Origin of the sequence: Aeromonas sp. s5, assembly GCF_040907865.1 — a bacterium.
In the GTDB taxonomy this organism is placed as follows: domain Bacteria; phylum Pseudomonadota; class Gammaproteobacteria; order Enterobacterales; family Aeromonadaceae; genus Aeromonas; species Aeromonas dhakensis.
This window is the reverse complement of record NZ_JBFOCO010000033.1, coordinates 738,074-764,463: the sequence shown is the minus strand read 5'-3', so window position 1 is coordinate 764,463 and position 26,390 is coordinate 738,074. Positions and strand designations below refer to the sequence as shown.

General features: G+C 60.4%; 20 protein-coding genes. 12 read left to right on the top strand and 8 right to left on the bottom strand.

Annotated elements, in window-relative coordinates; all coding sequences use genetic code 11:
* Positions 1-40 precede the first annotated feature (40 nt).
* The 8 genes from AB5Y94_RS22770 to ccoN all read right to left on the bottom strand — a co-directional run bounded on the left by AB5Y94_RS22770 (position 41) and on the right by ccoN (position 7,365).
* Positions 41-727, bottom strand: coding sequence for a sulfite exporter TauE/SafE family protein (locus tag AB5Y94_RS22770; protein WP_368206651.1), 687 nt, complete (start codon positions 725-727; stop codon positions 41-43).
* Entirely contained in the window at positions 711-902 is a 192-nt protein-coding gene (ccoS, locus tag AB5Y94_RS22765) for a cbb3-type cytochrome oxidase assembly protein CcoS (RefSeq protein ID WP_005300771.1), read from the bottom strand. The genes AB5Y94_RS22770 and ccoS overlap by 17 nt, the downstream gene beginning before the upstream one ends.
* Before the next feature lie 127 nt (positions 903-1,029).
* On the bottom strand, positions 1,030-3,429 hold the full coding sequence (locus tag AB5Y94_RS22760; protein ID WP_368206650.1) for a heavy metal translocating P-type ATPase: 2,400 nt from the start codon (positions 3,427-3,429) through the stop codon (positions 1,030-1,032).
* Positions 3,430-3,521: 92 nt separating this feature from the next.
* Positions 3,522-4,010, bottom strand: coding sequence for a FixH family protein (locus AB5Y94_RS22755; protein ID WP_011706148.1), 489 nt, complete (start codon positions 4,008-4,010; stop codon positions 3,522-3,524).
* Between the two features lie 118 nt (positions 4,011-4,128).
* A complete protein-coding gene (gene ccoP / locus AB5Y94_RS22750) occupies positions 4,129-5,118 on the bottom strand; it encodes a cytochrome-c oxidase, cbb3-type subunit III (RefSeq protein ID WP_005300777.1) in 990 nt (329 codons plus the stop codon).
* On the bottom strand, positions 5,118-5,297 hold the full coding sequence (locus tag AB5Y94_RS22745) for a CcoQ/FixQ family Cbb3-type cytochrome c oxidase assembly chaperone (RefSeq protein WP_005300779.1): 180 nt from the start codon (positions 5,295-5,297) through the stop codon (positions 5,118-5,120). Before AB5Y94_RS22745 ends, ccoP begins: the two co-directional genes overlap by 1 nt.
* Positions 5,298-5,309: 12 nt before the next feature.
* Positions 5,310-5,924, bottom strand: a complete 615-nt coding sequence (ccoO, locus tag AB5Y94_RS22740) for a cytochrome-c oxidase, cbb3-type subunit II (RefSeq protein WP_005300783.1) — start codon at positions 5,922-5,924, stop codon at positions 5,310-5,312.
* Between the two features lie 16 nt (positions 5,925-5,940).
* Complete coding sequence (gene ccoN, locus AB5Y94_RS22735) at positions 5,941-7,365, bottom strand: cytochrome-c oxidase, cbb3-type subunit I (RefSeq protein WP_005300785.1); 1,425 nt, start codon at positions 7,363-7,365, stop codon at positions 5,941-5,943.
* 283 nt (positions 7,366-7,648) lie between these two features.
* On the opposite strand from ccoN, the gene AB5Y94_RS22730 reads away from it, so the two are divergent.
* The 12 genes from AB5Y94_RS22730 (at position 7,649) to AB5Y94_RS22675 (ending at position 26,383) form a co-directional block, all read left to right on the top strand.
* The gene (locus AB5Y94_RS22730) at positions 7,649-8,107 is read left to right on the top strand and encodes a hypothetical protein (protein ID WP_010634019.1); all 459 of its coding nucleotides are present in this window, start codon (positions 7,649-7,651) and stop codon (positions 8,105-8,107) included.
* A gap of 109 nt (positions 8,108-8,216) precedes the next feature.
* Positions 8,217-8,675, top strand: coding sequence for a GAF domain-containing protein (locus AB5Y94_RS22725; protein WP_208199278.1), 459 nt, complete (start codon positions 8,217-8,219; stop codon positions 8,673-8,675).
* A gap of 101 nt (positions 8,676-8,776) precedes the next feature.
* Positions 8,777-9,415, top strand: coding sequence for an RNA chaperone ProQ (proQ, locus tag AB5Y94_RS22720; RefSeq protein ID WP_005300795.1), 639 nt, complete (start codon positions 8,777-8,779; stop codon positions 9,413-9,415).
* A gap of 8 nt (positions 9,416-9,423) precedes the next feature.
* Positions 9,424-11,439 (top strand): carboxy terminal-processing peptidase, encoded by a 2,016-nt coding sequence (prc, locus tag AB5Y94_RS22715; protein ID WP_017780109.1) that lies wholly within the window; start codon positions 9,424-9,426, stop codon positions 11,437-11,439.
* Between the two features lie 133 nt (positions 11,440-11,572).
* Positions 11,573-14,194, top strand: a complete 2,622-nt coding sequence (gene pepN / locus AB5Y94_RS22710) for an aminopeptidase N (RefSeq protein WP_368206649.1) — start codon at positions 11,573-11,575, stop codon at positions 14,192-14,194.
* Positions 14,195-14,267: 73 nt separating this feature from the next.
* Positions 14,268-14,489: a DUF2835 domain-containing protein gene (locus AB5Y94_RS22705; protein WP_005300804.1), complete on the top strand. Its 222-nt coding sequence runs from the start codon at positions 14,268-14,270 to the stop codon at positions 14,487-14,489.
* 278 nt (positions 14,490-14,767) lie between these two features.
* Positions 14,768-19,630 carry an NAD-glutamate dehydrogenase gene (locus AB5Y94_RS22700; protein WP_368206648.1) on the top strand — a complete coding sequence of 1,621 codons (4,863 nt, stop codon included), beginning with the start codon at positions 14,768-14,770 and terminating at the stop codon, positions 19,628-19,630.
* Between the two features lie 47 nt (positions 19,631-19,677).
* Positions 19,678-20,688: a quinone-dependent dihydroorotate dehydrogenase gene (gene pyrD / locus AB5Y94_RS22695; RefSeq protein ID WP_024941803.1), complete on the top strand. Its 1,011-nt coding sequence runs from the start codon at positions 19,678-19,680 to the stop codon at positions 20,686-20,688.
* Between the two features lie 87 nt (positions 20,689-20,775).
* On the top strand, positions 20,776-21,312 hold the full coding sequence (locus tag AB5Y94_RS22690) for a cell division protein ZapC (protein WP_099359458.1): 537 nt from the start codon (positions 20,776-20,778) through the stop codon (positions 21,310-21,312).
* Between the two features lie 676 nt (positions 21,313-21,988).
* Positions 21,989-24,157: a bifunctional 23S rRNA (guanine(2069)-N(7))-methyltransferase RlmK/23S rRNA (guanine(2445)-N(2))-methyltransferase RlmL gene (gene rlmKL, locus AB5Y94_RS22685; RefSeq protein WP_368206647.1), complete on the top strand. Its 2,169-nt coding sequence runs from the start codon at positions 21,989-21,991 to the stop codon at positions 24,155-24,157.
* On the top strand, positions 24,157-24,387 hold the full coding sequence (locus AB5Y94_RS22680) for a glutaredoxin family protein (RefSeq protein ID WP_324052836.1): 231 nt from the start codon (positions 24,157-24,159) through the stop codon (positions 24,385-24,387). The genes rlmKL and AB5Y94_RS22680 overlap by 1 nt, the downstream gene beginning before the upstream one ends.
* A gap of 73 nt (positions 24,388-24,460) precedes the next feature.
* On the top strand, positions 24,461-26,383 hold the full coding sequence (locus AB5Y94_RS22675) for an ABC transporter ATP-binding protein (protein ID WP_117403747.1): 1,923 nt from the start codon (positions 24,461-24,463) through the stop codon (positions 26,381-26,383).
* Positions 26,384-26,390: the final 7 nt, after the last annotated feature.

Genomic DNA, 26,390 nt, shown 5'->3' with positions numbered 1-26,390 from the left:
AAACAAGTTTACCATCAACTCATCCGTTTTGGATAGGGTTTCAAAAGGATGCAATCCCGAACCAGAGGGTATGCAGCCCGTATGCGATGAGCAGCAGGGCCCCGCCAAGGCGCAAACTGCGCAGGGTCAGCCAGTAGCGCAGTCGATCCGCCAGCCCTCCCAGCGCAAACAGGGTCGGCAGGGTGCCGAGGCCGAAAAAGAGCATGATCAGTGCGCCGCCAGCGGCCGATCCCGCCGCCGCGCTCCAGGTCAGCATGGAGTAGACCAGCCCGCAGGGGAGCCAGCCCCATACCATGCCAAACGGCAGTGCCTGCCAGGCCGAAGTGAAGGGGATGAACTTGCCCGCCAGCGGCTTGAGGCGGGGCCACAACCTGGCGCCAATGCGCTCGAGCAGCAACACCCCCTGCCACCAGCCAGCGAGATAGAGCCCGAGGGCAATCATCAGGAAGGCCGCTACCAGCCGCAGGCCGGCGATGGCGTGCTTGCCCGCGCCGAGCTCGCTGGTGGTGGCGAGCAAGCCCCCGACCAGGGCGCCGGCGATCACATAGCTGAGGATCCGGCCGAGGTTGTAGTTGAGCAGGTAACCGAGCCGGCCCCAGAAGTGTTGCTTCTCGGCAGGAATGGCCATGGAGAGGGCGGCGGAGACGCCGCCGCACATGCCGATGCAGTGGCCGGCGCCGGCCAGTCCCACCAGCAGGGCGCCCAGCAGATCAAGGGTGGCCGTCATCTTTGTGCTCGTGCTCGGCGTGTTTGGGGGCGGGTTGCTCTTCATCGAACAGGATATTGGAACCCTGGCGGTCGAGATCTTCAAACTGCTCGGAGCGAATGGCCCAGAAGAAGACGGCGCCGGCGATGATGACGAAGAGGATGGCAATGGGGATGAGGACGAAGATGATGTTCATGCAGCAAACCTTGCAATAAGAGGGGTCATGGTACACCCGTTGGTGGCCGCGGGCCCGTCGATTTGATGGTGAAGGGAGCCTGACTGGAGCCCGCTCCCTTCACCCTGTCTGTCCTTGTGGCCACGGCTCAGCGGTTGAGCCGCATGGAGTTGGTGACCACGATGAGGGAGCTCAGCGACATGCCCGCCGCCGCCACGTAGGGGGGCAGCCAGCCGCTCGCCGCCAGCGGCAGCACCAGCAGGTTGTAGCCGATGGACCAGGCGAAGTTCTCCTTGATGATCTTGCGGGTGCGCAGCGCCAGGGCGCGGGCATCCAGCAGGCGGGAGAGATCGTCGGCCAGCAAAATGGCGTCGGCGCTGTTCTTGGCAAGATCGGTGCCGCCGGCCATGGCGAAGGAGGCGTGGGCGCCGGCCAGCACAGGGGCGTCGTTGATGCCATCACCTACCATGATGCTGATGTCGCCGTGGGCTTCGTGCTCCTTGAGATAGGCCAGCTTGCCATCCGGGGTGACGCCCTTGACCAGCTCGTCGACCCCCAGCTCGCGGGCCACCTCGTCGGCCTGGGCCGAGCTGTCGCCGGTGAGGATGGTGGTCTTGAGGCCGGCCGCCTTGAAGGCCTGGATCAGCGCCTTCGCATCGGGGCGCAGGGTGTCGGTCAGCAGGAAACGGGCGAGCGCCCGATCCTCGTCGGCCAGATAGATGACCAGCCCGTCCGCTTGCGCTTCGTGGGCATCGCTGATGCCGAGCCAACGGGCACTGCCGAGGCGATAGTGACGTCCCTCGATCATCCCTTCGATACCGTGTCCGATGACGGGGGTCACCTTGCTGGCCGCCAGCAGCACGGCGTCGTCTGCGGCGTTGCTGCGAAAGGCGCGGGCGATGGGGTGTTCGGAATAGGCCTCCAGGGCGCGGGCGATGGCAAGGCAGCGCGCCTCGTCGAAATTGCCCAGGGCCTCCGTGCTGGTCAGGCTGATGTTGCCCGTGGTCAGGGTGCCGGTCTTGTCCATCACGATGCGGTTGGCCCGGGTCAGCACGTCCAGCACGTGGCCGCGGCGCAGCAGGATGCCGGCACGGGTCAGGCGGGCGGTGGCCGAGGTGAGCGCGGTGGGGGTGGCCAGCGACAGGGCGCAGGGGCAGGTCGCCACCAGCACCGCCAAAGTGACCCAGAAGGCCTGCTCCGGCTGATGGAAGTGCCAGAAGGTCCATACGCCAGCGGCGATGAACAGCAGCACCAGAATGAAGTGGCGGGAGAGCACGTCCGCCATCTGAGCGATGGCCGGTTTGTCGTCCAGCGCGTGATCCTGCAGCCGCATGATCTGGGCCAGACGCGACTCTTCGATACGATGACTGACCCGGATCTCCAGCGGCGCGTCGGTGTTGATGGTGCCGGCGTAGACGGCATCTCCCGCCTGTTTGAGCAGCGGCAGCTGTTCGCCAGTCAGCATGGATTCGTTGAGGCTGGCCTGCCCAAGCAGTATGGTGCCGTCCGCCGGCAGGGTGGCCCCCGCCAACACTCGCACCCGATCGCCTACCTGCAGCGTCTTGGCGGCCACCTCGTGTTCGCCATCCTCATCGAGTCGGGTGGCCATGATGGGCACCAGCCGCGCCAGATTGGAGCTCGACTCGGAGGCCTTGCGTCTGGCCCGCAGCTCGAGGAAGCGCCCCAGCAGCAGGAAGAAGACGAACATGGTGATGGAGTCGTAATAGACCTCACCGGTGTTGAACACGGTGGCCCACATGGAGGCGACGAAGGCACCGATCAGCGCCAGTGACACCGACACGTCCATGGAGAGGTGCCCCTGCCTGAGGCTGCGCCAGGCGCCCACGTAGAAGGGCTGGGCCGAGTAGATCATGATGGGGGTGGAGAGCAGCAGACTTATCCACTTGAAGTAGACCATGAACTCCTCTTCGACGCTGATGAAGAGGTCCATGTAGAGCGCCACCGCGCACATCATCACCTGCATGGAACCGAGCCCCGCCAATGCCAGCCGGAACATGTAGCTGCGCACCTCTTTGGCGTAAAGCGCTTCCTGCTGGTGAGTCTGGAAGGGGTAGGCGCGATAGCCAATCTTGGCAAAGCCCTTGAGGATGTCGCTCAACGAGAGCCGGTCCGGATCCCACTTGATGCGGGCCCTGTGGGTAGTGGTGTTGACGTTGATGTAGTGCAGTCCGGTCAGGTTGCCCAGATGGCGTTCGATGAGCCAGGCACAGGCAGCGCAGGTCAAGCCTTCCACCGTCAGCTGGATCTCGCGCACCTTGTGACTACCGGTGGCGCTGTCGGTGACAAAGTCCTGCTGTACTTCGGCCAGATCGTAGTGGGTGAGGGCGGCGAGCTCCTCGGGCACCAGCTCGCCCTTGGTGCCGGGGGCGGTGCGGTGCTCGTAGTAGCTGGCCAGGCCGCACTCCAGAATGGTTTCCGCTACCGCCTGACAACCGGGGCAGCACATGGGTTGGACTATGCCCTTTATCTCGAGGGCATAGCGGCTGCCGGCGGGCACCGGCTCACCACAGTGAAAGCAGCCAGTCATGGCAGATTGTCGCAGACCACCGGGTCTGCGGATGAAAAGCGGTGACCGCCGATCAGGGCCGGCAGGTCAGGATGACGCGGGCCAGTCATGACTCAGCGCCCTTTGGGATCGAGTTCGACGGGGGCCTTGGTGGGGAGCTGGACAGTCTCTTGCAGCCGCCATTCGTGGTTGAAGGCATCCACCCGCACGTGCCACTTGCCGGTGAGCGGCTTGTCGAGCAGCAGGCGATAGACACCGTTGCCGTCGGCGGTCACCATGTGCTCGCTGTCCATGCCGGCGAGAGTGGGGTGAAACAGGGAGAGGTAGAGCGCCTGGCCGGCCGGGATATCCCCTGACAGCGGCTTGAGGGTCAGCTCGTTGCCGTTGACCTCCAGCGCGATGTGGATGTTGAGGGCTTCGGAGCGATCAAACTTGCTGAGATCCTGATTAATCTCTTTGCCTTGCTTGTAATAGTCTTCGGCCACTAGGTTGACGCCATCCTTGCTGGCGATGATCGCCGTGCTGATGCTGCCGATCACGGCTGCGGTCGGGAGGGCGATGATGAACCAGGGCCAGAATTGGCGATACCAGGGTTGGGACATAGTGCTACTACCGTGAAACCAGTGGTTAACGAAACAGAGGGATTTCAGTCAACACAAGATAACAAAAAGCCTCGAAGAGTCGAGGCTTTTTGCTGAGTAATCACGTGTTTATCACATGTTACTGCTTATTTTGCTGGTCGTTGTGGGACAAGCTGTAAACGTAGGAGGCGAGCAGGTGCACCTTGTCTTCACCCAGAATATCCTTCCAGGCCGGCATCACGCCGTGACGACCGTGGGTGATGGTCTGCTCGACCACCTGACGGGAGCCGCCATAGAGCCAGGTGTTGTTGGTGAGATCCGGTGCCCCGAAGGCGATGCCGCCCTTGGCGTCCGGACCGTGACAGGCGGCGCAGATGGTGAAGCGCGCTTCACCCTTCTTGGCTTCCACCATGTCCACCTTGCGACCAGAGAGGCTCAGCACGTAGGAGGCCACTTCGCGGACACCGTCCTTGCCGAGGATCTCGCCCCAGGCGGCCATCACGCCCTGACGACCGCCCATGATGGTGGTCTTGATCTGGTCGGGCGCGCCGCCCCACTGCCATTCGCTGTCGGTCAGGTTCGGGAAACCGCGACCGCCGCGGGCATCGGAGCCGTGGCACTGGGAGCAGTTCTGCAGGAACAGACGCTGACCCACCTTGCGGGCTTCCGGATCGGCGGCGATCTCCTCGATGGCGCGATAGGTCTTGCCATCGGCCTGATAGGCCAGCTCGCGGAACTTGGCGCCGTAGATCTCGTCAGCTTTGACGAGCTCGCGATCGTACTCCACCGCACGGCCTTCAGCCTTGGCGGAAGCCGCCGCCGCCTTGGACTCGGCCAGCGAGCGTACGTCCTGGTTGGAGCTCTGCCAGCCCAGCACGCCCTTGAAGTTGCCAAGGCCCGGGAAGGCAATCAGATAGACCAGACCGGTGACGATGAAGAAGAGGAACATGTAGGTCCACCACTTCGGCAACGGGTTGTTGATCTCTTCGATACCGTCGAAAGCGTGTCCCATGGACTTGCCTTCTTCCACCCCCATCTTGTCGCGCAGGCACCATACCAGCAGCAAGAAGCAGCCGAGGATGGTCCCCAGACTGATGACGGTCACAAAAATGCTAAACAAAGTGCTCATTATTGTTTCGCTCCTGCGTTCTTGTTATCAGCACTGGGTTGCTCGTCGTCGGCAAATACCAGATTGGCAGCCTCGTCGAAGGAGGTCTTGCGGCGCTTGCTGTAGGCCCAGACGATGATGCCGATCATGATGGCCATCAACAGCAGGGTATACAGGCCGCGAAAAGTGCCGTAATCCATATCCTGACTCCTTTATTTCAGGGCATGACCCAGTGATTGCAGATAGGCTACCAGCGCATCCAGCTCGGTCTTGCCCTTCACGGCCTCACCGGCCCCCTGAATGTCGGCATCCGTGTAGGGTACGCCGAAGTGATCGCGGAACAGGGCCAGCTTCTTGCCGGTCAGCTCACCGGTCAGCACGTTGGTGTCGAGCCAGGGGAAGGCGGGCATGTTGGACTCGGGCACCACGTCGCGCGGGTTGATCAGGTGGGCACGGTGCCAGTCGTCGGAATAACGACCGCCAACCCGGGCCAGATCCGGACCGGTACGCTTGGAGCCCCACAGGAAGGGGTGCTCCCAGACGCTCTCACCGGCGACCGAGTAGTGGCCGTAACGCTCGGTTTCGGCGCGGAACGGACGGATCATCTGGCTGTGGCAGACGGTGCAGCCTTCGCGGATGAAAATGTCGCGCCCTTCCATCTGCAGGGCGGTGTAGGGCTTGAGGCCCTCGACCGGCTCAGTGGTCTGCTTCTGGAAGAACAGCGGGGTGATTTCCACCAGGCCCCCCAGGCTGATGGCAAATATGATGCCGACCACCAGCATGGGAACGCTCTTTTCAAAGATCTCGTGACGGTTATTGTTGCTCATGCTTTGACCTCTTCAATCATGCTGGCTGTGCGACAGGTTCCAGGGAACCTTTGGGCGCAGTGATGGTGCGATAGGCGTTGTAGGCCATCAGCAACATGCCGGTGACAAAGAAGCAGCCACCCAGGAAGCGCACGAAGTAGAAGGGATAAGAGGCCTGCAGCGCTTCTACGAAGCTGTAGGTCAGGGTGCCGTCGTCGTTGACCGCACGCCACATCAGACCCTGCATCACACCGGAAATCCACATGGCGACGATGTAGAGCACGGTACCCACGGTCGCCAGCCAGAAGTGGACGTTGATGAGCTTGATGCTGTACATGCGGCCCTGGCCGAACAGGTTCGGGATCAGGTGATACACGGCACCGATGGAGACCATGGCAACCCAGCCCAGCGCGCCGGAGTGGACGTGACCGATTGTCCAGTCGGTGTAGTGGGAGAGGGCGTTGACGGTCTTGATCGCCATCATGGGGCCTTCGAAGGTGGACATGCCGTAGAACGACAGGGACACGATCAGGAAGCGCAGGATGGGGTCGTAACGCAGTTTGTGCCAGGCACCGGAAAGGGTCATGATGCCGTTGATCATGCCGCCCCAGGAGGGGACGAACAGGATCAGGGACATTACCATGCCGAGGGACTGTGCCCAGTCAGGCAGGGCGGTATAGTGCAGGTGGTGCGGACCGGCCCAGATGTAGAGGGAGATCAGCGCCCAGAAGTGGACGATGGAGAGACGGTAGGAGTAGACCGGACGACCCGCCTGTTTCGGTACGAAGTAGTACATCATGCCGAGGAAGCCGGCAGTCAGCAGGAAGCCTACCGCGTTGTGGCCATACCACCACTGCACCATGGCATCCATGGCGCCGGAGTACATGGAGTAGGACTTCATGCCCGAAAGCGGCACTTCCATGTTGTTGACGATGTGCAGCACGGCCACCGTGATGATGAAGGCACCGAAGAACCAGTTCGCCACATAGATGTGGGAGGTGGTGCGCTTGACCAGGGTGCCGAAGAAGACCACGGCATAGGCGACCCAGACGATGGTGATGGCGATATCAATCGGCCATTCCAGCTCTGCGTACTCCTTGGAGGTGGTGTATCCCAGCGGCAGCGAAATGGCGGCAGAAAGGATGATGGCCTGCCAGCCCCAGAACACGAAGGTCGCCAGCGGGCCACCAAACAGTCGGGTTTGACAGGTGCGTTGCACCACATAGAAGGAGGTCGCCATCAGGGCGCTACAGCCAAATGCGAAGATGACCGCGTTGGTGTGCAGAGGGCGAAGGCGACTGTAAGTCAGCCAGGGAGTATCAAAGTTGAGGGCAGGCCAGATCAACTGGGCTGCAATCAGTACGCCAACCGACATGCCGACAATTCCCCAGACAATCGTCATGACGGTGAACTGGCGAACAACGGTGTAGTTGTACTCAGGATGGTTAGTTGTATGGCTCATCGTTGTATTCCGCTTCCGATGCTGCTGTTGTTTGATTTTGTGTCCAGTGAGGTGGACCGACTTCATTGGCTACTGCCTTTTCTCTTGTTAACAACTGTTAATAAAAGGAAAAGCAAAAAGTAGCTAAATGAAAATTCAATGGGAATGATACTGAACTGACAGGTAAAATAACAGTATAAACAGTGATATATTTGGCTCCGTTGGGTCTCGCCTGTTCAATTATTTACCTTGCGCGAGATCACGAAAATGTCATTTTTCAGACATCTTACAAGGTTGTTTTTTCATGAAAGAGAGACTCACTTCACGCAAAATTATTCATTTGGCGATCGTGTTGACTATTTTGCTCGGTTTGGTTGCCTATCGAACCTGGTTCGATGGCGCGCAGACGGCGATGGCAAGCTCGGAAAAAGATCAGATTTGTGATCTGTCCCACAGCTCATGCCCCCTGCAGGCGGGGAATAAGCCGCTGACCGCCCGCATTGCCTCGCTGCCGGTACAGGCCGAACGTGACTTCGTGATACAGCTTCAGGGCGGCGATCCGGCCGTCACGCCGGTGAAGGCGTGGCTGGAGGGGCGGGACATGTTCATGGGGACCATTCCGGTCACCTTTGAGGCCACAGCCCAGGGCTGGCAAGGGACGACCCTGGTGGGATCCTGCACCTCGCCGATGATGGTCTGGCTGCTCAATATCGAGTGGAGCAATGGCCAGCGCCAGCAACTGGCGCTCTCCGTCGCCCGCTGAGAGCCTCCTTCTGAGGTGCAAAAGGAGGGGGCAAGGTGAAAATTGATTTGAATTTTTCAGGCAGGGCGTTACCTTGCACTGATTGTCAGGGAGTGAAGTTCATTTAATCATGATTGAAAAACAAGCATTTTATCGCACGCTCAACCAGCAGGCCCAGGCATTGCTGGAGGGAGAGCCGGATCTCATCGCCAACCTGGCCAACCTGTCCGCCCTGCTCAATCAGGAGCTGACCGACATCAACTGGGTCGGCTTTTACCTGTTGCAGGGGGAGACCCTGGTGCTCGGCCCGTTCCAGGGCAAGCCGGCTTGCGTACGCATTCAGGTCGGGCGCGGGGTATGCGGCACGGCGGTGGCCGAGGGCAAGACCCAGCTCATCGACGACGTGCACCAGTTTGAGGGGCATATCGCCTGCGACGGTGCCAGCAATGCCGAAATCGTGATCCCGCTGCGCCGTGGTGGCGAGATCATTGGTGTACTGGATATCGATAGTCCAATCTTTAACCGCTTTGACGAGCAGGACCGGATTGGCCTCGAAGAAACGGTGCAAATTTTGGAAAGCATGCTCTAAGTCATTGCTTGATGGTTCGCAAAAGGCCCCAAGCTCTCTATAATGGGGCCTTTGTTGTGCTCGGGCGTGCCCGTGCGTTTATATGAAAGCCAAGGTTATACATGGAAAACACTGAGAAGCTGAAGAACAGTAAAGAGATCGTTGCCTACCTGGTCGAGAAATTCCCGGCCTGCTTCATCGCTGAAGGAGAGGCCAAGCCGCTCAAGATTGGCATCTTCCAGGATTTGGCCGAGCGTCTTGCTGACGACGCCAGAGTCTCCAAGACCATGCTGCGCTCCGCTCTGCGTCAATACACCTCCAGCTGGCGTTACCTGCATGGCCTCAAGGCCGGCCAGGCCCGTGTCGATCTGGACGGCAACCCGGGCGAGCTGCTCACCGAAGAGCACATCGAGCACGCCAAGCAAGCCCTGAAGGAGAGCAAAGAGCGCGTCTTTGCCAGCCGTCGTACCAACAATAAAGAAGAGAAGGCCAAGCAGCCGCGTCGTCCAGCCCCGCGCAAGGCCGATGCCGCCGCCAAGTCCAGCAAGCCGAAAGCCGCTCCCAAGGCTGCTCCGGTTGCCGACGAGGCCCCGTTGGTCAAGGTGGATGCCGCTACCCTGAAAGTAGAGCAGGGTGTGCGCGTGGTGCTGGGCAAGTCGCCGGTACCGGCCACCATCAAGGAAGTGACCAAGGATGACGTTCAGGTTCAATTGCAGACCGGCATGATGCTGCGGGTCAAATTCGAGCACCTGGTTCTCTAAGGAGACAAATGTTGAAGCATGGCGTAATTCGTTTTTCCCTCGTTGCCTGTAGCCTGGCGCTTGCCGGGCTTGCACAGGCCATCGAGCCGGTGCTCAAGGAAAGTGATTTGCCTGTGTTGGCTCAGGAGAGCCAACATGCTACGGCTAGCAAGCGAATTGCCAATCTGTTTACCCGCTCGCATTACAAGCAGTTCAAGCTGGACGATGCCTTTTCCTCCGTGATCTTTGACAAGTATCTGGAGAATCTGGATTACAGCCGCAACCTGTTTCTGGCCTCTGACATCAGCCGTTTTGAAAAGTACCGTACCGGCTTTGACACCGACCTCGAAAGAGGGCGGCTGGCACCGGCCTACGAGATGTTCAACCTGAGTCAGCAGCGGCGTTATGAGCGGTTCGAATACGCCCTCAAACTGCTCGATACTCCTTTCGATTTTACCCAGCCCGACAACTACGTGTTTGATCGGGAAGGGGCGGCCTGGCCGAAAGACGAGGCCGAACTCAACGAGTTGTGGCGCCAGCGGGTCAAGTTCGATGCCCTGAGCCTCAAGCTCAGCGGCAAGGAGTGGCCCGAGATCAAGGAGCTGCTCGGCAAGCGTTACAACAACGCCATCAAGCGGATGTCCCAGACCGAGAGCGAGGATGTATTCCAGCTCTTCATGAACTCCTTCGCTCGCGCCATCGAGCCGCACACCAGCTATCTGTCTCCGCGCAGCGCCGATCGTTTCAACACCGAGATGAACCTCTCGCTGGAGGGGATTGGTGCCGTGCTGCAGGCCGAAGATGACTTCACCGTCATTCGCTCCCTGGTGCCTGGCGGCCCGGCTGCCAAGTCCAACCACCTGAAACCGGATGACAAGATCGTCGGGGTAGGGCAGGACGACGGCAAGATTGTCGACGTGATCGGCTGGCGTCTCGATGACGTGGTCGAGCTCATCAAGGGGCCCAAGGGCAGCAAGGTGAAGCTGGAGATCCAGCGCGGCAAGGGCGCCAGCGCCAAGACCGAGCAGATCGAGCTGGTACGTGACAAGGTGCGTCTGGAAGACAGGGCCGCCAAGTCCAAGGTGATCACCGCCGAGGGCAAGAAGATCGGCGTGCTCGAGATCCCGAGCTTCTACGTCAACCTGCACGACGACGTGATCAAGGAGCTCTCCAGCCTCAACAAGCAGAAGATCGAGGGTCTGATCGTCGATCTGCGTGGCAACGGCGGCGGTGCGCTGACCGAGGCCTCTGCCCTGAGCGGCTTGTTCTTCGCGAGCGGCCCTGTGGTGCAGATCCGGGATCACATGGGCCGCATCACCGTCAACGGTGATGACGACGGCAACGTCTACTACGGCGGCCCCATGTCGGTGATGATCGACCGCTACAGCGCCTCGGCCTCCGAGATCTTCGCCGCCGCCATGCAGGATTACGGCCGCGCCCTGATCCTCGGCGAGAACTCGTTTGGCAAGGGCACGGTGCAGCAGCATCGCAGCCTCGCCAAGGTTTATGACTTCTACGAGCAGCCGCTTGGTCACGTGCAGTACACCATCGCCAAGTTCTACCGGATCAACGGTGGCAGCACCCAGAACAAGGGTGTCGCCCCGGACATCAGCTTCCCCACCGCGGTGGCACCGGAAGAGACGGGCGAGAGCCGCGAGTTCAACGCCCTGCCGTGGGACAAGATAGCGTCGGCCAAGTACGACAAGCTCGGCAACTTTGCCAGCTTGCTGCCCAAGCTGCAGGCGGCCCACGAGGCGCGGATCAACAAGGATCCGGAGTTTGCCTACGTGATGCAGGACATCGCCGAGTACAAGGAGGAGAAAGACAAGAAGTCGGTCTCCTTGAACGAGGCGGAGCGTCTGGCGGATCAGGCCAAGCAGGACGAGAAGGCGCTCAAGCGCGCCAACGAACGCCTGACTCGCCTGGGTAAGCCGACGGTGAAGAGCCTGGACGATCTGCCTGCCGATTTTGAGGCACCCGATGAGTATCTGGTCGAGGCTGCCAACATCACGGCGGATCTGGCCAAGCTCAGCAAACGCGGCTGAACAGGGACAGCCAATTAATCAGCAAGGGCGACTTCGGTCGCCCTTTCCTTTGCCTGAATGCAAACTATTTGACCCTGCCAACCGGTTATGACAGCCTCTGACACGTCAATAACAAGCGTGGAAGCAAACAATAATGACCGATCACTCCCAGGCCATGACGGCCAAATATCGCCAGGATTACCAGGCTCCGCTCTACTGGTGCGACAGCATCGACCTCGATTTCCAGCTGCAGGAGCCGCAGACCCGGGTCACCGCCATCTCCCGCCTGCGTCGTAACGGCGACCACAAGGAGCCGCTGGTGCTGGATGGCGAAGGGCTGGTCCTGCACGCCATCAGCGTGGACGGGGTTGCCTTTACCCAGTACGAGCAGGGGGAGAGCAGCCTGACCCTGTTCAACCTGCCGGCCGAGTGCGTGCTGACCATAGTCACCGACATCAACCCGGCCGCCAACACCGCGCTGGAAGGGCTCTACAAGTCCGGCGATGCCTACTGTACCCAGTGCGAGGCGGAAGGGTTCCGACGCATCACCTATTACATGGACAGGCCCGACATCTTGGCCCGCTACAGCACTCGCATCACCGCCGACAAGGCCAAATATCCTTTCCTGCTCTCCAACGGCAACAAGGTCGACAGCGGCGATCTGGATGGCGGTCGCCACTTCGTGCAGTGGCAGGATCCCTTCCCCAAGCCGAGCTATCTGTTTGCCCTGGTGGCCGGGGACTTCGACGTGGAGCGCAGCCACTACACCACCAAGAGCGGCCGCAAGGTGGCCCTCGAGATCTTCGTCGACAAGGGCAACCTGGACAGAGCCGGTTTCGCCATGGAGAGCCTCATCAACTCCATGCGCTGGGACGAGCAGCGCTTCGGCCTCGAGTACGACCTCGACATCTACATGATCGTGGCGGTGGACTTCTTCAACATGGGCGCAATGGAGAACAAGGGGCTCAACATCTTCAACTCCAAGTTCGTGCTGGCCAACCCGGCTACCGCCACCGACAGCGACTACCACGGCATCGAGCGGGTGATCGGCCACGAATACTTCCACAACTGGACCGGCAACCGCGTTACTTGCCGCGACTGGTTCCAGCTCAGCCTGAAAGAGGGGCTGACGGTGTTCCGGGATCAGGAGTTCTCCTCCGATCTGGGTTCGCGCGGGGTCAATCGCATCAACAACGTGCGCACCGTGCGCGGCCCGCAGTTTGCCGAGGATGCCGGCCCCATGGCCCATCCCATCCGCCCGGATGTGGTGATCGAGATGAACAACTTCTACACCCTGACCGTCTACGAGAAAGGCTCGGAAGTGATCCGCATGCTGCACACCCTGCTGGGTGAGGAGGCCTTCCAGGCGGGCATGCGCCTCTATTTCGAGCGCTTTGACGGTCAGGCGGTCACCTGCGATGACTTCGTGCAGGCGATGGAGGATGCCTCCGGGGTGGATCTCGGTCGCTTCCGCCGCTGGTACAGTCAGTCCGGCACCCCCGAGCTCACCGTGTCCGACGAGTACGATGCCGACAGCGGCGTCTATTGCCTGCACGTGAGCCAGCACACCCCGCCGACCCAGGATCAGCCGCAGAAACTGCCGCTGCATATCCCCCTCGACATCGAACTCTATGACGAGCAGGGGGCCATCATCCCGCTGCAGTACCAGGGCAAGGCCATCGGCAACGTGCTGGACGTGCTGGAAGCGGAGCAGACCTTCGTGTTCGACAAGGTATCGGTCAAGCCGGTGCCCTCCCTGCTGCGAGACTTCTCGGCGCCGGTCAAACTGCATTTTGACTACAGCGACGAGGCATTGGCCTTCCTGATGCGCCATGCCCGTAACGAGTTTGCCCGTTGGGATGCGGCGCAGATGCTGATCAACAAGGCGGTCATCGACGGCGTGGCCCGGACTCAGCAAGGGCAGGGGGTTGATGTCTCCCGGACCCTGCTGGCGGCCTTTGTCGCCATCCTCGACGACGAGGGGCTCGACCCTGCCCTCAAGGCGGAGATCCTGGCGTTGCCGGGTGAGGCGACCCTGGCCGAGCTGTTCGAGGTGGCCGATGTCGATGCCATCCATCAGGTACGCAACGAGATCCAGACCTCGCTGGCCCAGGCCTTCGGGGCCCGTCTGGTGGCCTGCTACGAGAGTTTGCGCCTGCCGGCTTATCAGGTGGTGCACGCCGACATGGCCAAGCGGGCGCTCAAGGGGGTCGTGCTGGGCTATCTGGCGGCCCTCGACGCCGGCAGTGCCGATCTGCTGGTGCGCCAGCAATATGCGGCCGCCGACAACATGACCGACACCCTGGCGGCACTGCAGGTGGCCAACAGCCACCTGTTGCCGTGCCGTGCCGAGCTCTTGGCCGACTTTGAGGGCAAGTGGGCCAAGGACGGACTGGTGCTGGACAACTGGCTGCGGCTGGTGGGTGCCAAACCGGCGGAAGATGTGCTGGAAGAGGTGAAGCAGGCGATGGCGCACCCCACCTTCAGCATTCGCAACCCGAACCGGCTGCGGGCGCTGGTGGGCAGCTTTGCCATGAACAACCAGGTGCAGTTCCATGCGCGCGATGGTCGCGGTTACCGCTTCCTGACCGATCTGCTGATCGAGCTCAACGAGGTCAATCCGCAGGTGGCATCCCGCCTCATCACTCCGCTCATCCAGTTCAAGCGGCTCGATGAGGGGCGCAAGGCGCTGATCCGCACCGAGCTGACCCGTCTGGCCAACCTAGAGGGGCTGGCGCGGGATCTGTTCGAGAAGGTGAGCAAGGCGCTGCAGTAGTAAGCACGAGCGGGCGGGGGAGTCATCTCCCGCCCTTTACCGTGAGTCTTCAACCACGACCAGAGGAGTCATCGTGAAGCAGTTTACCTTTCGCCTCTCATTGAGCCATGACGAGGTCATGCTGATGTACCAGGGCCATGCCAAACGGCTGGTGGTGCGCAGCGAGCAGGGGCTGACCCTGGAACTGGGCATTGAGAAAATCCGGCCCTTCGTCGCCATCAGCGGGGTACATGGCTACTTTCGCCTCAAAACCCAGGACGATTATCGCTTTATCAGCCTCGAACGCATAAATTAACAAAACTTGAACATATTTCCGCGTAATTCACTGCTTTCAGTCACTATCTATCCGGTAAATCCGTAACCATCCAGTGGGATTTTCTGTTTTTTGCCAGAACGGCAAAATTTTTCACAGCTTAAGGCGTGATCTGCTCCTTGTTTTTAACAACTCATTATCACCTTTGCTCGCCTTCCTTGATCCAAGACATTACACTTCGCAGCAACTCTGTACCGGTGGGCATCCAGGGTGGATGTCTCTGTGTCGGTGGTTAATGTCGTCCGATAAGGAATATAGAAATGGCATTGAAAGACGCCCCTACCTCAGTTCTGCTCGAAAACGTTCTCAGCCTGATCCATCAGAAGTTGCCCAAGAAGAGTGCCTCCCTGGTCGAGTGCTTCGTCGCCAAGTTCTACGGCAACATGGCGAGCACCGATCTGCACGATCGCAATGACAGCGATCTCTATGGCGCCGCGCTCAGCCTGTGGAATGCGCTCAACCAGCGCACCAGCACAGAGCCCTATATCCGGGTCTACAATCCCGAGCTGACCCGCCACGGCTGGCAGTCTCCCCATACCATCGTCGAAATCATCCTGCAGGACTCTCCCTTCCTGGTGGATTCCATCCGCATGGCGCTCAAGCGCCGGGGCATCACGGCGCACATGATGCTGCACCAGCCGCTGCACCTCATTCGCGGCAACGAAGGCAAGATCAGCGCCATTCTGGATCTGGACAACACGGCCGAACAGACCTCCGTCGAGACCGCCTTCCTCATCGAAATCGATCACCTTACCAGCGAGGAGCAGATGGAAGGGCTGACCGCCGAGCTCAACTCAGTGGCCGGTGAAGTGGCCCTGGCGGTCGGTGACTGGCAGCCCATGCTGGCACGCCTGAACGAGATCATCGACGAGCTGCCCAAACGCAAACACCCGGTCAGCAAGGCCGAGGTGGACTCTTGCATCGCCTTCCTCAAATGGGTGGCCGCGCACAACTTCACCCTGATGGGCTATCGTCGCTACGACGTCAAGGCGGTGGAGGGGGATCACGAGATCCTGCCGCAACCGGATTCGAGCCTGGGTCTGATGAAGAACTCCATCAAGGATGAGGGGCAGCGCCTGGGCACCATGCCGGCCAGTGCCCGTCATGCCGCTCTGAGCTCCTCCCTGCTGATCCTCACCAAGTCCAACAGCAAATCACGGGTGCATCGCCCGGCCTATGTGGACTACATCGGCATCAAGCGCTTCGACGAGCATGGCAAGGTGGTAGGCGAGGATCGCTTCATCGGCCTCTATGCCTCCTCCATCTACAACACCAGCGCGACCCAGATCCCCCTCATCAGCCACCGCCTCGAGCGCATCATGGCCGCCTCCGGTCACGAGAAGGGTTCCCATGCCTACAAGGCGCTGCTGAACGTACTGGAAACCTACCCGCGCGATGAGCTGATCCAGGCTCGCGAAGAGGAGCTGCTGGCCACCGGTCTCGGGGTGCTGGAGATGCAGGAGCGCGACATGCTGCGCCTGTTCGTGCGCCGCGACGTCTACGGCCGCTTCTTCTCCTGCATGGTCTATGTCACCAAGGAGCGCTACAACACGGCGCTGCGGGTCAAGACCCAGCAGATCCTGCAGAAGTATTTCGGCAGCAGCGAAGAGGTGGAGTTCAACGTCTACTTCACCGAGGGCGTGCTGGCACGGACCCACTACATAGTGCGGGTCAACAACAACAACGTGGATGTGGATGTGAACGAAGTACAGAACAACCTGATTGAAGCGGCCCGCAGCTGGGATGACCGTCTGGACTCCGTGCTGCTCTCTCACTACGGTGAAGCCCGTGGCAACGAACTGCGCCGCCGTTTCAGCACCGCCTTCCCCCGTGCCTACAAGGAAGACGTGCTGCCGGGTTCCGCCGTGGCCGACATCATGGAGCTGGACAACCTGAGCGAGGCCAATCCGCTCGGCATGCTGTTCTACCGCGCCCAGGAGGAAGAGAACGATCGTCGGGTACGCCTCAAACTGTTCCACCGCACCGAACCCATCCACCTCTCCGATGTTCTGCCCATGCTGGAAAACATGGGGCTGCGGGTCATCGGCGAGACCCCGTATCAGGTCCGCACCCCGGCGGGCGACATCTTCTGGATCCTCGACTTCTCCATGCTGCTGCATGGGGAGCAGCCGTTCGATCTGGAGCAGAGTCAGCAGCGCTTCCAGCAGGCTTTTGCGGCCATCTGGAACAAGCAGCTGGAAGATGACGGCTTCAACCGGCTGGTGCTGGGCGCCGGCCTCACCGGTCGTCAGGTCTCGGTGCTGCGCGCCTATGCCAAATACATGCGTCAGACCGGCGTCTCCTTCAGCCAGTCCTATATCGAAGAGACCCTGACCCGCTACCCGGATATCGCCCAGCTGCTGTTCACCCTGTTCGAACAGCGCCTGGATCCGGCCGGCAAGCAGGACGCCAAGGTGCCATCGCAAGATGCCAAGGCATCCGCCAAGCTGCACGAGCAGCTTGCCGCCAAGCTCGATCAGGTCGCCAACCTGGACGACGATCGCATCATCCGCCGCTATGTGGAGATGATCGACGCCACCCTGCGCACCAACTACTACCAGCTGGACAAGGCGGGCAACATCAAGCCCTACGTCTCCTTCAAGCTGGCCCCCTCCAGCATCACCGACATGCCGCTGCCGCTGCCGAAGTTCGAGATCTTCGTCTACTCGCCGCGGGTGGAAGGGGTGCACCTGCGTTGGGGCAAGGTGGCCCGTGGCGGTCTGCGCTGGTCCGATCGCAAGGAGGACTTCCGTACCGAAGTGCTGGGTCTGGTAAAAGCCCAGCAGGTGAAGAACACCGTCATCGTGCCGGTGGGAGCCAAGGGCGGCTTCTACTGCAAACAGATGCCGGCGGGGGCGCCCCGTGCCGTCATCCAGGAAGAGGGCAAGGCCTGCTATCGCCTGTTCATCCGCGGCCTGCTGGACGTGACCGACAACATCATCGGTGGCGAGGTGATCCCGCCCAAATCCGTGGTGCGTCACGACGAGGACGACTACTACCTGGTCGTGGCCGCCGACAAGGGTACCGCGACCTTCTCCGACATCGCCAACGAGATAAGCCTCGAATACGGCCACTGGCTGGGCGATGCCTTTGCCTCCGGCGGCTCGGTCGGCTATGACCACAAGAAAATGGGCATCACCGCTCGCGGCGCCTGGGAGTCGGTCAAGCGGCATTTTCGCGAGATCGGCGTCAACTGCCAGACCACCGACTTCACCTGCGTGGGGATTGGCGACATGGCCGGCGATGTGTTTGGCAACGGCATGCTGCTCTCCGAGCACACCCAGCTGGTGGGCGCCTTCAACCACATGCACATCTTCGTCGATCCGACCCCCAATGCAGCCAAGAGCTTCGTCGAGCGCAAGCGCCTGTTCGAGCTGCCAGGCTCAAGCTGGGATGACTACAACCGGGAACTGATCTCGGCAGGGGGCGGCATCTTCCTGCGCTCGGCCAAGTCCATCAAGCTGAGCCCCGAAATGCAGACCCTGCTCGGCACCGACAAGGCCAGCATGGCCCCGAACGAGCTGATCAAGGCGCTGCTCTGCCTGAACGTCGATCTGCTGTGGAACGGCGGCATCGGTACCTATGTGAAGAGTGCCCGCGAGAGCGATGCCGAAGTGGGCGATCGCAGCAACGATGTGCTGCGGGTCAACGGCCGCGATCTGCGGGCCCGCATCGTGGGCGAGGGTGGCAACCTGGGCTTCACCCAGCTCGGCCGGGTGGAGTACGCCAGCCAGGGTGGTCGCATCAACACCGACTTCACCGACAACGTGGGCGGGGTGGATTGCTCCGACAACGAGGTGAACATCAAGATCCTGCTGAACCAGCTGGTGGCGGCTGGCGATCTGACCCTCAAGCAGCGCAACCAGATGCTCTACGAGATGACCGACGACGTGGCACAGATTGTCATCACCAACGCCTATCGACAGTCCCAGTCTATCTCGGTGACCAGCTTCCGCGGCGCCGAGCAGCTCAAGGAGCAGCAACGCTTCATTCAGGGGCTGGAGCGGGAAGGCAAGTTGGACCGCGGCCTCGAGTTCCTGCCCTCCGACGAAGAGCTCTCCGAGCGGATGGCGGCAGGGCAGGGGCTGACCCGACCCGAGCTGGCGGTGCTGGTGGCCTACGGCAAGATGGTGCTCAAAGAGCAGCTCAATTGCCCGGAAGTGACCGACGAGCCCTTCCTCGCCAACATGCTGGTGACCAGCTTCCCGGCCAAGCTGCAGCAGCAGTTCGGGGCGGCGCTTGCCCAGCATCCGCTGCGCGGCGAGATCATCGCGACCCGGGTGGCCAACATGCTGGTCAACGACATGGGGCTCAACTTCGCCAGCCGGATGAAGGACGAGACCGGTGCTTCGGTGGCGGAAGTGGCCTGCTGCTTCGCCATGGCGCGCGAGGTGTTTGGCCTCAACCCGCTGTGGCGCGACATCGAAGGGTGTGACAACCTGGTGGATGCCCAGACCCAGCTCGAACTGATGTTCTACAGCCGTCGTATCGTGCGCCGTGCCACCCGCTGGTTCCTGCGCGCCCGCAACCGCAGCTGGAGCATCAGCGAGAACATCGCCTTCTTCCGTCCGGCCTTCGAGACGCTGGGTCAGCACCTCTACGAGGTGATGGACGAGAGCGAAGTGGCCGAGCACCAGCAGGCGGTCGCCGCCCTGGTGGCCAAGCAGGTGCCACAAGCCATCGCCCGTCAGGTGGCCCACATGAGCAGCCTCTTCTCCAGCCTGGATCTGGCGCAGATTGCCGCGGAGCACAAGACCGACATCCTGCGCGCCGCCAACGTCTACTATCGCCTCGGCGCCAAGCTGGATCTGCACTGGTTCCTCGACCAGATCAATCATCAACCGGTGGGCAACCACTGGCAGGCGATGGCGCGGGCCTCCTTCCGCGAAGATCTGGACTGGCAGCAACGCAGTCTCACTTCCGTGGTACTGGAAGGGTGCAAAGATCAGGGAGAATGCGCTACCATACTGGCCGACTGGATTTCGGAGCATGAGCAACTCTTGTCCCGTTGGACCCACATGTTGGCCGACTTCAAGACCACCAGCACTCACGAGTTCGCCAAGTTCTCGGTGGCCTTGCGGGAGTTGAACCTGCTCCAGTTGAATTGCCGAACCTCGGCATAACCCCAAAAGCCCCGGCCAGTTGCCGGGGCTTTTTTTAAGGAGCAAACATGCTGTACCCTCTCGCCAGGCATTTCCTGTTCAAGCTCAATCCGGAACAGGCGCACGATCTCTCCATCAAATATTTGCCCCGCCTTCTCGGTACACCGCTCGATTGTTTCTTCCGCCACTCCCTGCCAAAACGCCCCGTCACCGTCATGGGGCTTTCTTTTGCCAATCCGGTGGGTCTGGCGGCCGGGCTCGACAAGGACGGTGAGTGCATCGATGCCTTCGGGGCCATGGGATTCGGTTTTATCGAGGTCGGTACTGTCACCCCCAGACCCCAGAGCGGCAATGACAAACCCCGTCTGTTCCGGGTCATTCCGGCCGAGGGGATCATCAACCGGATGGGCTTCAACAACAAAGGGGTCGACCACCTGGTTGCCCAGGTCAAGCAGGCCAAATATCAGGGGGTGATCGGCATCAATATCGGCAAGAACAAGGACACCCCCATCGAGCAGGGCAAGGATGATTATCTGATCTGCATGGACAAGGTGTATGACCACGCCGGTTATATTGCCGTCAATATCTCTTCCCCCAATACCCCTGGGCTGCGTTCGCTGCAATATGGCGAGGCACTGGATGAACTGTTGGCCGCCCTCAAGGTTCGTCAGCAGGAGCTGGCCGCGCAATATAAGAAGTACGTGCCGCTGGCCGTTAAAATTGCGCCGGATTTGACCCCGGATGAAATTAATCAGGTGGCCGCATCCTTGATAAAAAATGGCATCGATGGCGTGATTGCCACCAATACCACCCTCGAGCGCGACATGATTTATGACATGCCCCATGCCGGTGAAGCGGGGGGGCTCAGCGGTCGCCCTCTGCAGCACAAGAGCACCGAGGTGATCCGCCAGCTGGCCAAGGCGCTGGATGGTGCGCTGCCCATTATCGGGGTCGGCGGCATCGACAGCGCCATGGCGGCCCGCGAGAAGCTGGCGGCGGGTGCCAGTCTGGTCCAGATTTATAGCGGTTTTATTTATAAAGGCCCGGATCTGGTCAAAGAGATCGTGACCCATATATAAGAAATAAATCGGTGCCCTTTATTTAAAGTTGCTGAAATTCTCGACATGGAATAAAGTCGAGTAACGACTTCCAGTAAGGGCACCTCCATGTGTATCCAACCCAATGACAATTGGCAGTGGCATTATGATGCTCATGACGATCGTCTGATGCTGGATTTATCCGATCGCATGATATTTGCCACCGAATATAAAGGGCGGCAATTGGTGCCTAGCTCCTTCACCACCCAGCCGTTTTGTGTGGATGATGCCGCGCTCTATTATCAGCTGATGGACAGGGTGGCAGAACTGGAGTGGAGCGTGCCCCATCAGGTGCAGCTGGTCCTCAATGCCATCGCCGTCAGCCGCTTTTACAAACCCTTGATGCCACAAAGCTGGTTCTTTGGCGAAACCCATCCGGTTTTCACTCCGGAAACCGGTGCACTGGTGTGCATGGGGACGCCCCATGGCAAGGGGGAGTTTCTGGTGATTGAAGCCGGCGATCAGGCCAGCGTTTGTTTGAACCTGACCGACGATCTGATATTGACCACCAGCAAGACACTGCCCCGGTTCGGCGTCATCAAGGTGATGAACAATCGCATGAGTCCAAGACCCGCGGCTCAGGCGCAATATCGCCAAGTCGGTTGACCGTTAACTTGGCGAGGCGCACTGGTTTTTTATTCTGTCATGACTCGTCATCACGTATTTCCCTTGTTAATCCAGCCTCATCCTGACCAGCTCCATTATTCCCTTCGGTTATCTGCTCGTATGAAAAAATGCCCTCACATCAATTTGATGCGAGGGCGACAAACACACACTACAGGAGGAATAAGCTGTTGTATCAACAACACGGGACTATTCTAAAACCTGTAGTTTCTCTTGAAACCTGATAGATATGACAGGCGGGACAATGCCGGCATAAACGGGGGAGGGGATGTAAAAAATAGCCCTCCCGTTTACGGACGATAACGGGAGGGCAAAGCACGGGGTTTACAGAAAGGACTTGCTCTGTCGTGAAGAATAATAACGATTTGAGTTTTGTTTGACATCCTGTCAGATGTGGCAATTTAGAAGAGGGAAAGGGGGAATATATATCCGGATAACGGATCAAGACTTGCTCGAAAAATAGCCGATACTGCTTTTTGTGCTATCACTCGCATTGGCGTTGCGTGTGCTGTCGTTATGGAGTCACTCGCTTGTCATCAATGTCACCATTACAGGCCTTCATCCTGCACAGGCGCAACCACAGCCTCAGGGTCAACTGCGCGCTCTTTATGCAGACATGCCCAAGCTTTTGCTGCTCCGGATCGCCGCTTAAGGTATAATGCGGCACTATTTTTATGGCTTCCCCGTGAGCGTGATGAAAGAATTTTTTGCAACCTGCCCCAAGGGGCTGGAAAACCTGTTGGCCGTCGAGCTGACCAATCTGGGTGCAGAGCAGGTCCGCGAGACCGTGGCCGGCGTCCATTTCTGCGGCGAGCTGGCCATCGGTTACAAGGCCTGTCTGTGGAGCCGTTTTGCCTCCCGCATCGTGCTGGTGCTCTCCGAGTTCCAGATGAACGACGATCTGGACCTCTATCTGGGCGCCCATACCATTCCCTGGGAAGAGCACTTCTCCGGCACCGCCACCATAGCGGTGGATTTCACCGGTACCAATGCCTCCATTCGCAACACCCAGTACGGCGCGCTCAAGATCAAGGACGCCATCGTCGATCGCTTCACCAAGCGTGGTCACGTGCGCCCGGACGTAGACAAGAAATCCCCGGACATTCGCATCATGGCCCATCTGGGCAAGGGCAAGGCCAATATCACGCTGGACTTGTCAGGCCCTGCGCTGCACCAGCGCTTCTATCGTCAGGGCACCGGTGAGGCACCGCTCAAAGAGAACCTGGCCGCGGCCATGATCGCCCGTAGCGGCTGGGCCGGCGAGCCCATGATGGACCCCATGTGCGGTTCCGGTACCCTGCTGATTGAAGCGGCCTTTATCGCCGCCGATATGGCGCCGGCCCTGCGCCGGGAGCGCTTCGGTTTCGATCGCTGGCTGCAGCATGACAGCGAACTGTGGCAGAGCCTGATGATGGAGGCGCAAGTGCGCGCCAAGCGCGGCATGCAGCGCTGCGAGGTGAAGCTGTTCGGTTGTGATGCCGACTCCCGCGTGCTGCTCAAAGCCCGTGACAACGCCAAAGCCGCCGGCGTGGCCCATCTCATCACCTTCAAACAGGCCGATGCGACCGCCCTGGAAAACCCGCTACCCATGGCGGCGGAAGGGGAGACCCGTCAGGTCGGCATGCTCATTTCCAACCCGCCCTATGGCGAGCGTCTCGGTGAGTTCCCGGCGTTGCTGGAGGTGCACCAGGCCCTTGGCGATGCCCTGCGTCGCAGCTTCCAGGGATGGAAAGTCTCGATCCTTTCTGCCTCCCCCGAGCTGCTCAGCTGTCTGCGCCTGCGCGCCGACAAGCAATATCGCCTGTTCAACGGGGCGCTCGAGTGTCAGCTGCGCAACTACCAGATTGCGCTGGACTCCGTGGCCTCCCAAAAAGAGGTAGCGCAGGACTTTGCCAACCGTCTGCGCAAGAATCTGAAGGCCCTCGAGAAGTGGGCGAAGAAAGAGAATCTCGACTGCTACCGTCTCTACGACGCAGATCTGCCGGAGTACAACGCCGCCATTGACCGCTATCAGGACTATCTGGTGGTGCAGGAGTACGCGGCGCCCAAGGATATCCCCGCCCAGAAGACCCGTCAGCGCCTGCTCGACATGGTGCAGGCCGCCATCAAGGTGACCGGCATGGACGGCGAGAAGGTGATCCTGAAGGTGCGCGAGCGTCAGGAAGGCAAACAGCAGTATCAGAAGCTCTCCGAAGAGCAGCACCGGATGGAGGTGCAGGAGTACGGCGCCCGTCTGTGGGTCAACCTCTACGACTATCTCGACACCGGCCTGTTCCTCGACCACCGTCAGACCCGCCGCATGCTGGGCGAGATGGCCCGTGGCAAGCGCTTCCTGAACCTGTTTGCCTACACCGGCAGTGCCACCGTGCACGCGGGTCTGGGCGGTGCCAGTGAAACCACCACGGTGGACATGTCGCGCACCTACCTGAACTGGGCGCAGGACAACATGCGCCTCAACTCGCTGGTGGGCCGCGAGCACAAGTTCGTGCAGGCAGACTGCCTGAAGTGGCTCTCCGAGGCGGACGATCAGTACGACCTCATCTTCATCGATCCGCCCACCTTCTCCAACTCCAAGCGGATGGATGAGAGCTTCGACGTGCAGCGCGATCACCTGTTGCTGATGCAGCACCTCAAGCGTCTGCTGGCCGCGGGTGGCACCCTGGTGTTCTCCAACAACAAGCGCCACTTCAAGATGGATCTGGCCGGTCTCGAGGCCATCGGTCTCAAGGCCCAGAACATCACCGGCAAGACCCGGCCGAAGGATTTCGAGCGCAACCAGCATATCCACAACTGCTGGATCATCACCCATGCCGAGGTCCAGGGCTGATGCTGACCCTGTTTCACACCGACGGTTGTCACCTGTGCGAGCAGGCCTGGGCGCTGGTGGAGCAGGCCGGCCTTGCCGGCAGGACCCGCCGCTGCGACATCCTGGATGACGCCGACTGGCTCGAGGCCTACCGGGTGCGCATTCCGGTCGTGCGCGACGAGACCGGGCGTGAACTGGGTTGGCCCTTTACCCTGGCGGAGCTGCAAGCGTGGCTTGCCGCCCGGGAGTAGTGGGCGATTTGACGATGAAACGGGGGGAGACTCAGTCTGCCGCCCGTTTTTTCATTAGCAAGAAGGAACAAGAATGGCTCTTTTGACATTGCACGGCGCTTCCCTGTCGTTCAGTGATTTTCCGCTGCTCGACCAGGCCGAGCTCACCATCGAGCGGGGCGAGCGCCTCTGTCTGGTGGGGCGCAACGGGGCGGGCAAGTCCACTCTGATGAAGGTGATCGCCGGCGAACTGCCGCTCGATGACGGCCGTCTGGTACTGCAGCAAGACTTGAAAGTGACCCGCCTCGAGCAGGATCCCCCCGCCTCGAGCGAGCTCACCGTGTTTGACTACGCCGCCGAAGGGCTGGCCGGGGTAGGGGAGCTGCTCAAGCAGTATCACCATATCTCCATGGAGCTGGCACACGATGCCTCCGATGCCAACATTCGCAAGATGAGCCAGTTGCAGGAGCAGCTCGACTACCAGAACGGCTGGCAGTTCGAGACCCGCATCAACCAGGTGCTGACCCTGCTCGGTCTGGATCCCGACGTGACCCTCGACAGTCTCTCCGGTGGCTGGCTGCGCAAGGTGGCCCTGGCCCGCGCGCTGGCCTGCGATCCGGATCTGCTGCTGCTGGACGAGCCGACCAACCACCTGGACATCGATGCCATCAACTGGCTGGAAGAGTTTCTCAAGGATTTTCGCGGTGCCATCGTCTTCATCTCCCACGACCGGGAGTTCATCCACAAGCTGGCGACCAGGATCATCGACTTGGATCGCGGCGTGATCACCTCCTGGCCCGGCAATTACGACGAGTACCTGCAGGGCAAGGAGGAGTGGCTGCGGGTCGAGGAGCTGAAAAATGCCGAGTTCGATCGCAAGCTGGCCCAGGAAGAGGTGTGGGTGCGCCAGGGGATCAAGGCCCGCCGTACCCGCAACGAGGGACGAGTGCGTGCCCTCAAGGCGATGCGCATGGAGCGGACCCAGCGCCGTGAGCTGCAGGGCAAGGCCAAGCTGCAACTGGACGAAGCGGGCCGCTCCGGCAAGCTGGTATTTGAAAGTGAAGGCTTGGGTCTCGACTTTGGCGATCGCACCCTGTTTCAGGGGCTGGATCTGCAGGTGTTGCGTGGCGACAAGATTGCGCTGGTCGGCCCCAACGGCTGTGGCAAGTCGACCCTGATCAAGCTGCTGCTCGGCCAGCTCGAGGCAACCCGCGGCTCGGTGCGGCAGGGCACCAACCTGGAAGTGGCCTACTTCGATCAGTACCGCGAACAGCTCGACCCCGAGAAGACGGTGGTGGACAACGTGGGCGAAGGCAAGCAGGAGGTGATGGTGCGCGGCCGCTCCCGTCACATCCTCGGCTACCTGCAGGACTTCCTGTTTGAGCCAAAACGGGCACGCACCCCGGTGAAAGCCTTGTCAGGGGGCGAAAAAAACCGTTTACTGTTGGCCAAATTGTTCTTGAAGCCCAGTAATTTACTGATCCTCGATGAACCAACCAACGACCTGGATGTCGAAACGCTGGAACTGCTGGAAGAGCTGCTGGCGGACTATCCCGGTACCCTGCTGCTGGTGAGCCACGATCGTCGTTTCATCGACAATACCGTGACCGGTTGCTGGTTGTTTGAAGGGGATGGGCGGATCAGTGATTATGTGGGGGGCTATGCCGACATGATGGCCACCCGTGCCCAGCAGCAGTCTCAGCTGGCCGCACAGCCGGCGGCGAAGCAGCCCCAGAGCAAGGCGCCAGAGCCTGTCGTGACGCAGGCGACGGTCGCGGCAAAACAGAAGAAACTCTCTTACAAGTTGCAGCTGGAGCTGGATAATCTGCCAGCCCGGCTGGAACAGCTGGAGGCGGAGCTGGATGCCCTGCAGACGGAGATCAACCACCCCGGTTTCTTCTCCCTGCCTGCGGAGCAAACCCAGACCAAACTGGATGCCCTGAATGCCGCAGAGGCGGCATTGGAACAAGCCTTCTCCCGCTGGGAGGAGTTGGAAGCGTTGAAACATCAGGACTAAGGAAGTA

Excerpts from the sequence above, each read along its gene's own strand:
- AB5Y94_RS22675 (WP_117403747.1), top strand. The coding sequence starts at position 24,461 with ATGGCTCTTTTGACATTGCACGGCGCTTCCCTGTCGTTCAGTGATTTT.
- AB5Y94_RS22700 (WP_368206648.1), top strand. The coding sequence starts at position 14,768 with ATGGCATTGAAAGACGCCCCTACCTCAGTTCTGCTCGAAAACGTTCTC.
- AB5Y94_RS22760 (WP_368206650.1), bottom strand. The coding sequence starts at position 3,429 with ATGACTGGCTGCTTTCACTGTGGTGAGCCGGTGCCCGCCGGCAGCCGC.
- pyrD (WP_024941803.1), top strand. The coding sequence starts at position 19,678 with ATGCTGTACCCTCTCGCCAGGCATTTCCTGTTCAAGCTCAATCCGGAA.
- AB5Y94_RS22730 (WP_010634019.1), top strand. The coding sequence starts at position 7,649 with ATGAAAGAGAGACTCACTTCACGCAAAATTATTCATTTGGCGATCGTG.
- ccoO (WP_005300783.1), bottom strand. The coding sequence starts at position 5,924 with ATGAGCAACAATAACCGTCACGAGATCTTTGAAAAGAGCGTTCCCATG.
- AB5Y94_RS22745 (WP_005300779.1), bottom strand. The coding sequence starts at position 5,297 with ATGGATTACGGCACTTTTCGCGGCCTGTATACCCTGCTGTTGATGGCC.
- AB5Y94_RS22680 (WP_324052836.1), top strand. The coding sequence starts at position 24,157 with ATGCTGACCCTGTTTCACACCGACGGTTGTCACCTGTGCGAGCAGGCC.
- rlmKL (WP_368206647.1), top strand. The coding sequence starts at position 21,989 with ATGCGGCACTATTTTTATGGCTTCCCCGTGAGCGTGATGAAAGAATTT.
- AB5Y94_RS22725 (WP_208199278.1), top strand. The coding sequence starts at position 8,217 with ATGATTGAAAAACAAGCATTTTATCGCACGCTCAACCAGCAGGCCCAG.
- ccoS (WP_005300771.1), bottom strand. The coding sequence starts at position 902 with ATGAACATCATCTTCGTCCTCATCCCCATTGCCATCCTCTTCGTCATC.
- prc (WP_017780109.1), top strand. The coding sequence starts at position 9,424 with ATGTTGAAGCATGGCGTAATTCGTTTTTCCCTCGTTGCCTGTAGCCTG.
- ccoN (WP_005300785.1), bottom strand. The coding sequence starts at position 7,365 with ATGAGCCATACAACTAACCATCCTGAGTACAACTACACCGTTGTTCGC.
- AB5Y94_RS22770 (WP_368206651.1), bottom strand. The coding sequence starts at position 727 with ATGACGGCCACCCTTGATCTGCTGGGCGCCCTGCTGGTGGGACTGGCC.
- AB5Y94_RS22755 (WP_011706148.1), bottom strand. The coding sequence starts at position 4,010 with ATGTCCCAACCCTGGTATCGCCAATTCTGGCCCTGGTTCATCATCGCC.
- AB5Y94_RS22690 (WP_099359458.1), top strand. The coding sequence starts at position 20,776 with ATGTGTATCCAACCCAATGACAATTGGCAGTGGCATTATGATGCTCAT.
- proQ (WP_005300795.1), top strand. The coding sequence starts at position 8,777 with ATGGAAAACACTGAGAAGCTGAAGAACAGTAAAGAGATCGTTGCCTAC.
- ccoP (WP_005300777.1), bottom strand. The coding sequence starts at position 5,118 with ATGAGCACTTTGTTTAGCATTTTTGTGACCGTCATCAGTCTGGGGACC.
- pepN (WP_368206649.1), top strand. The coding sequence starts at position 11,573 with ATGACCGATCACTCCCAGGCCATGACGGCCAAATATCGCCAGGATTAC.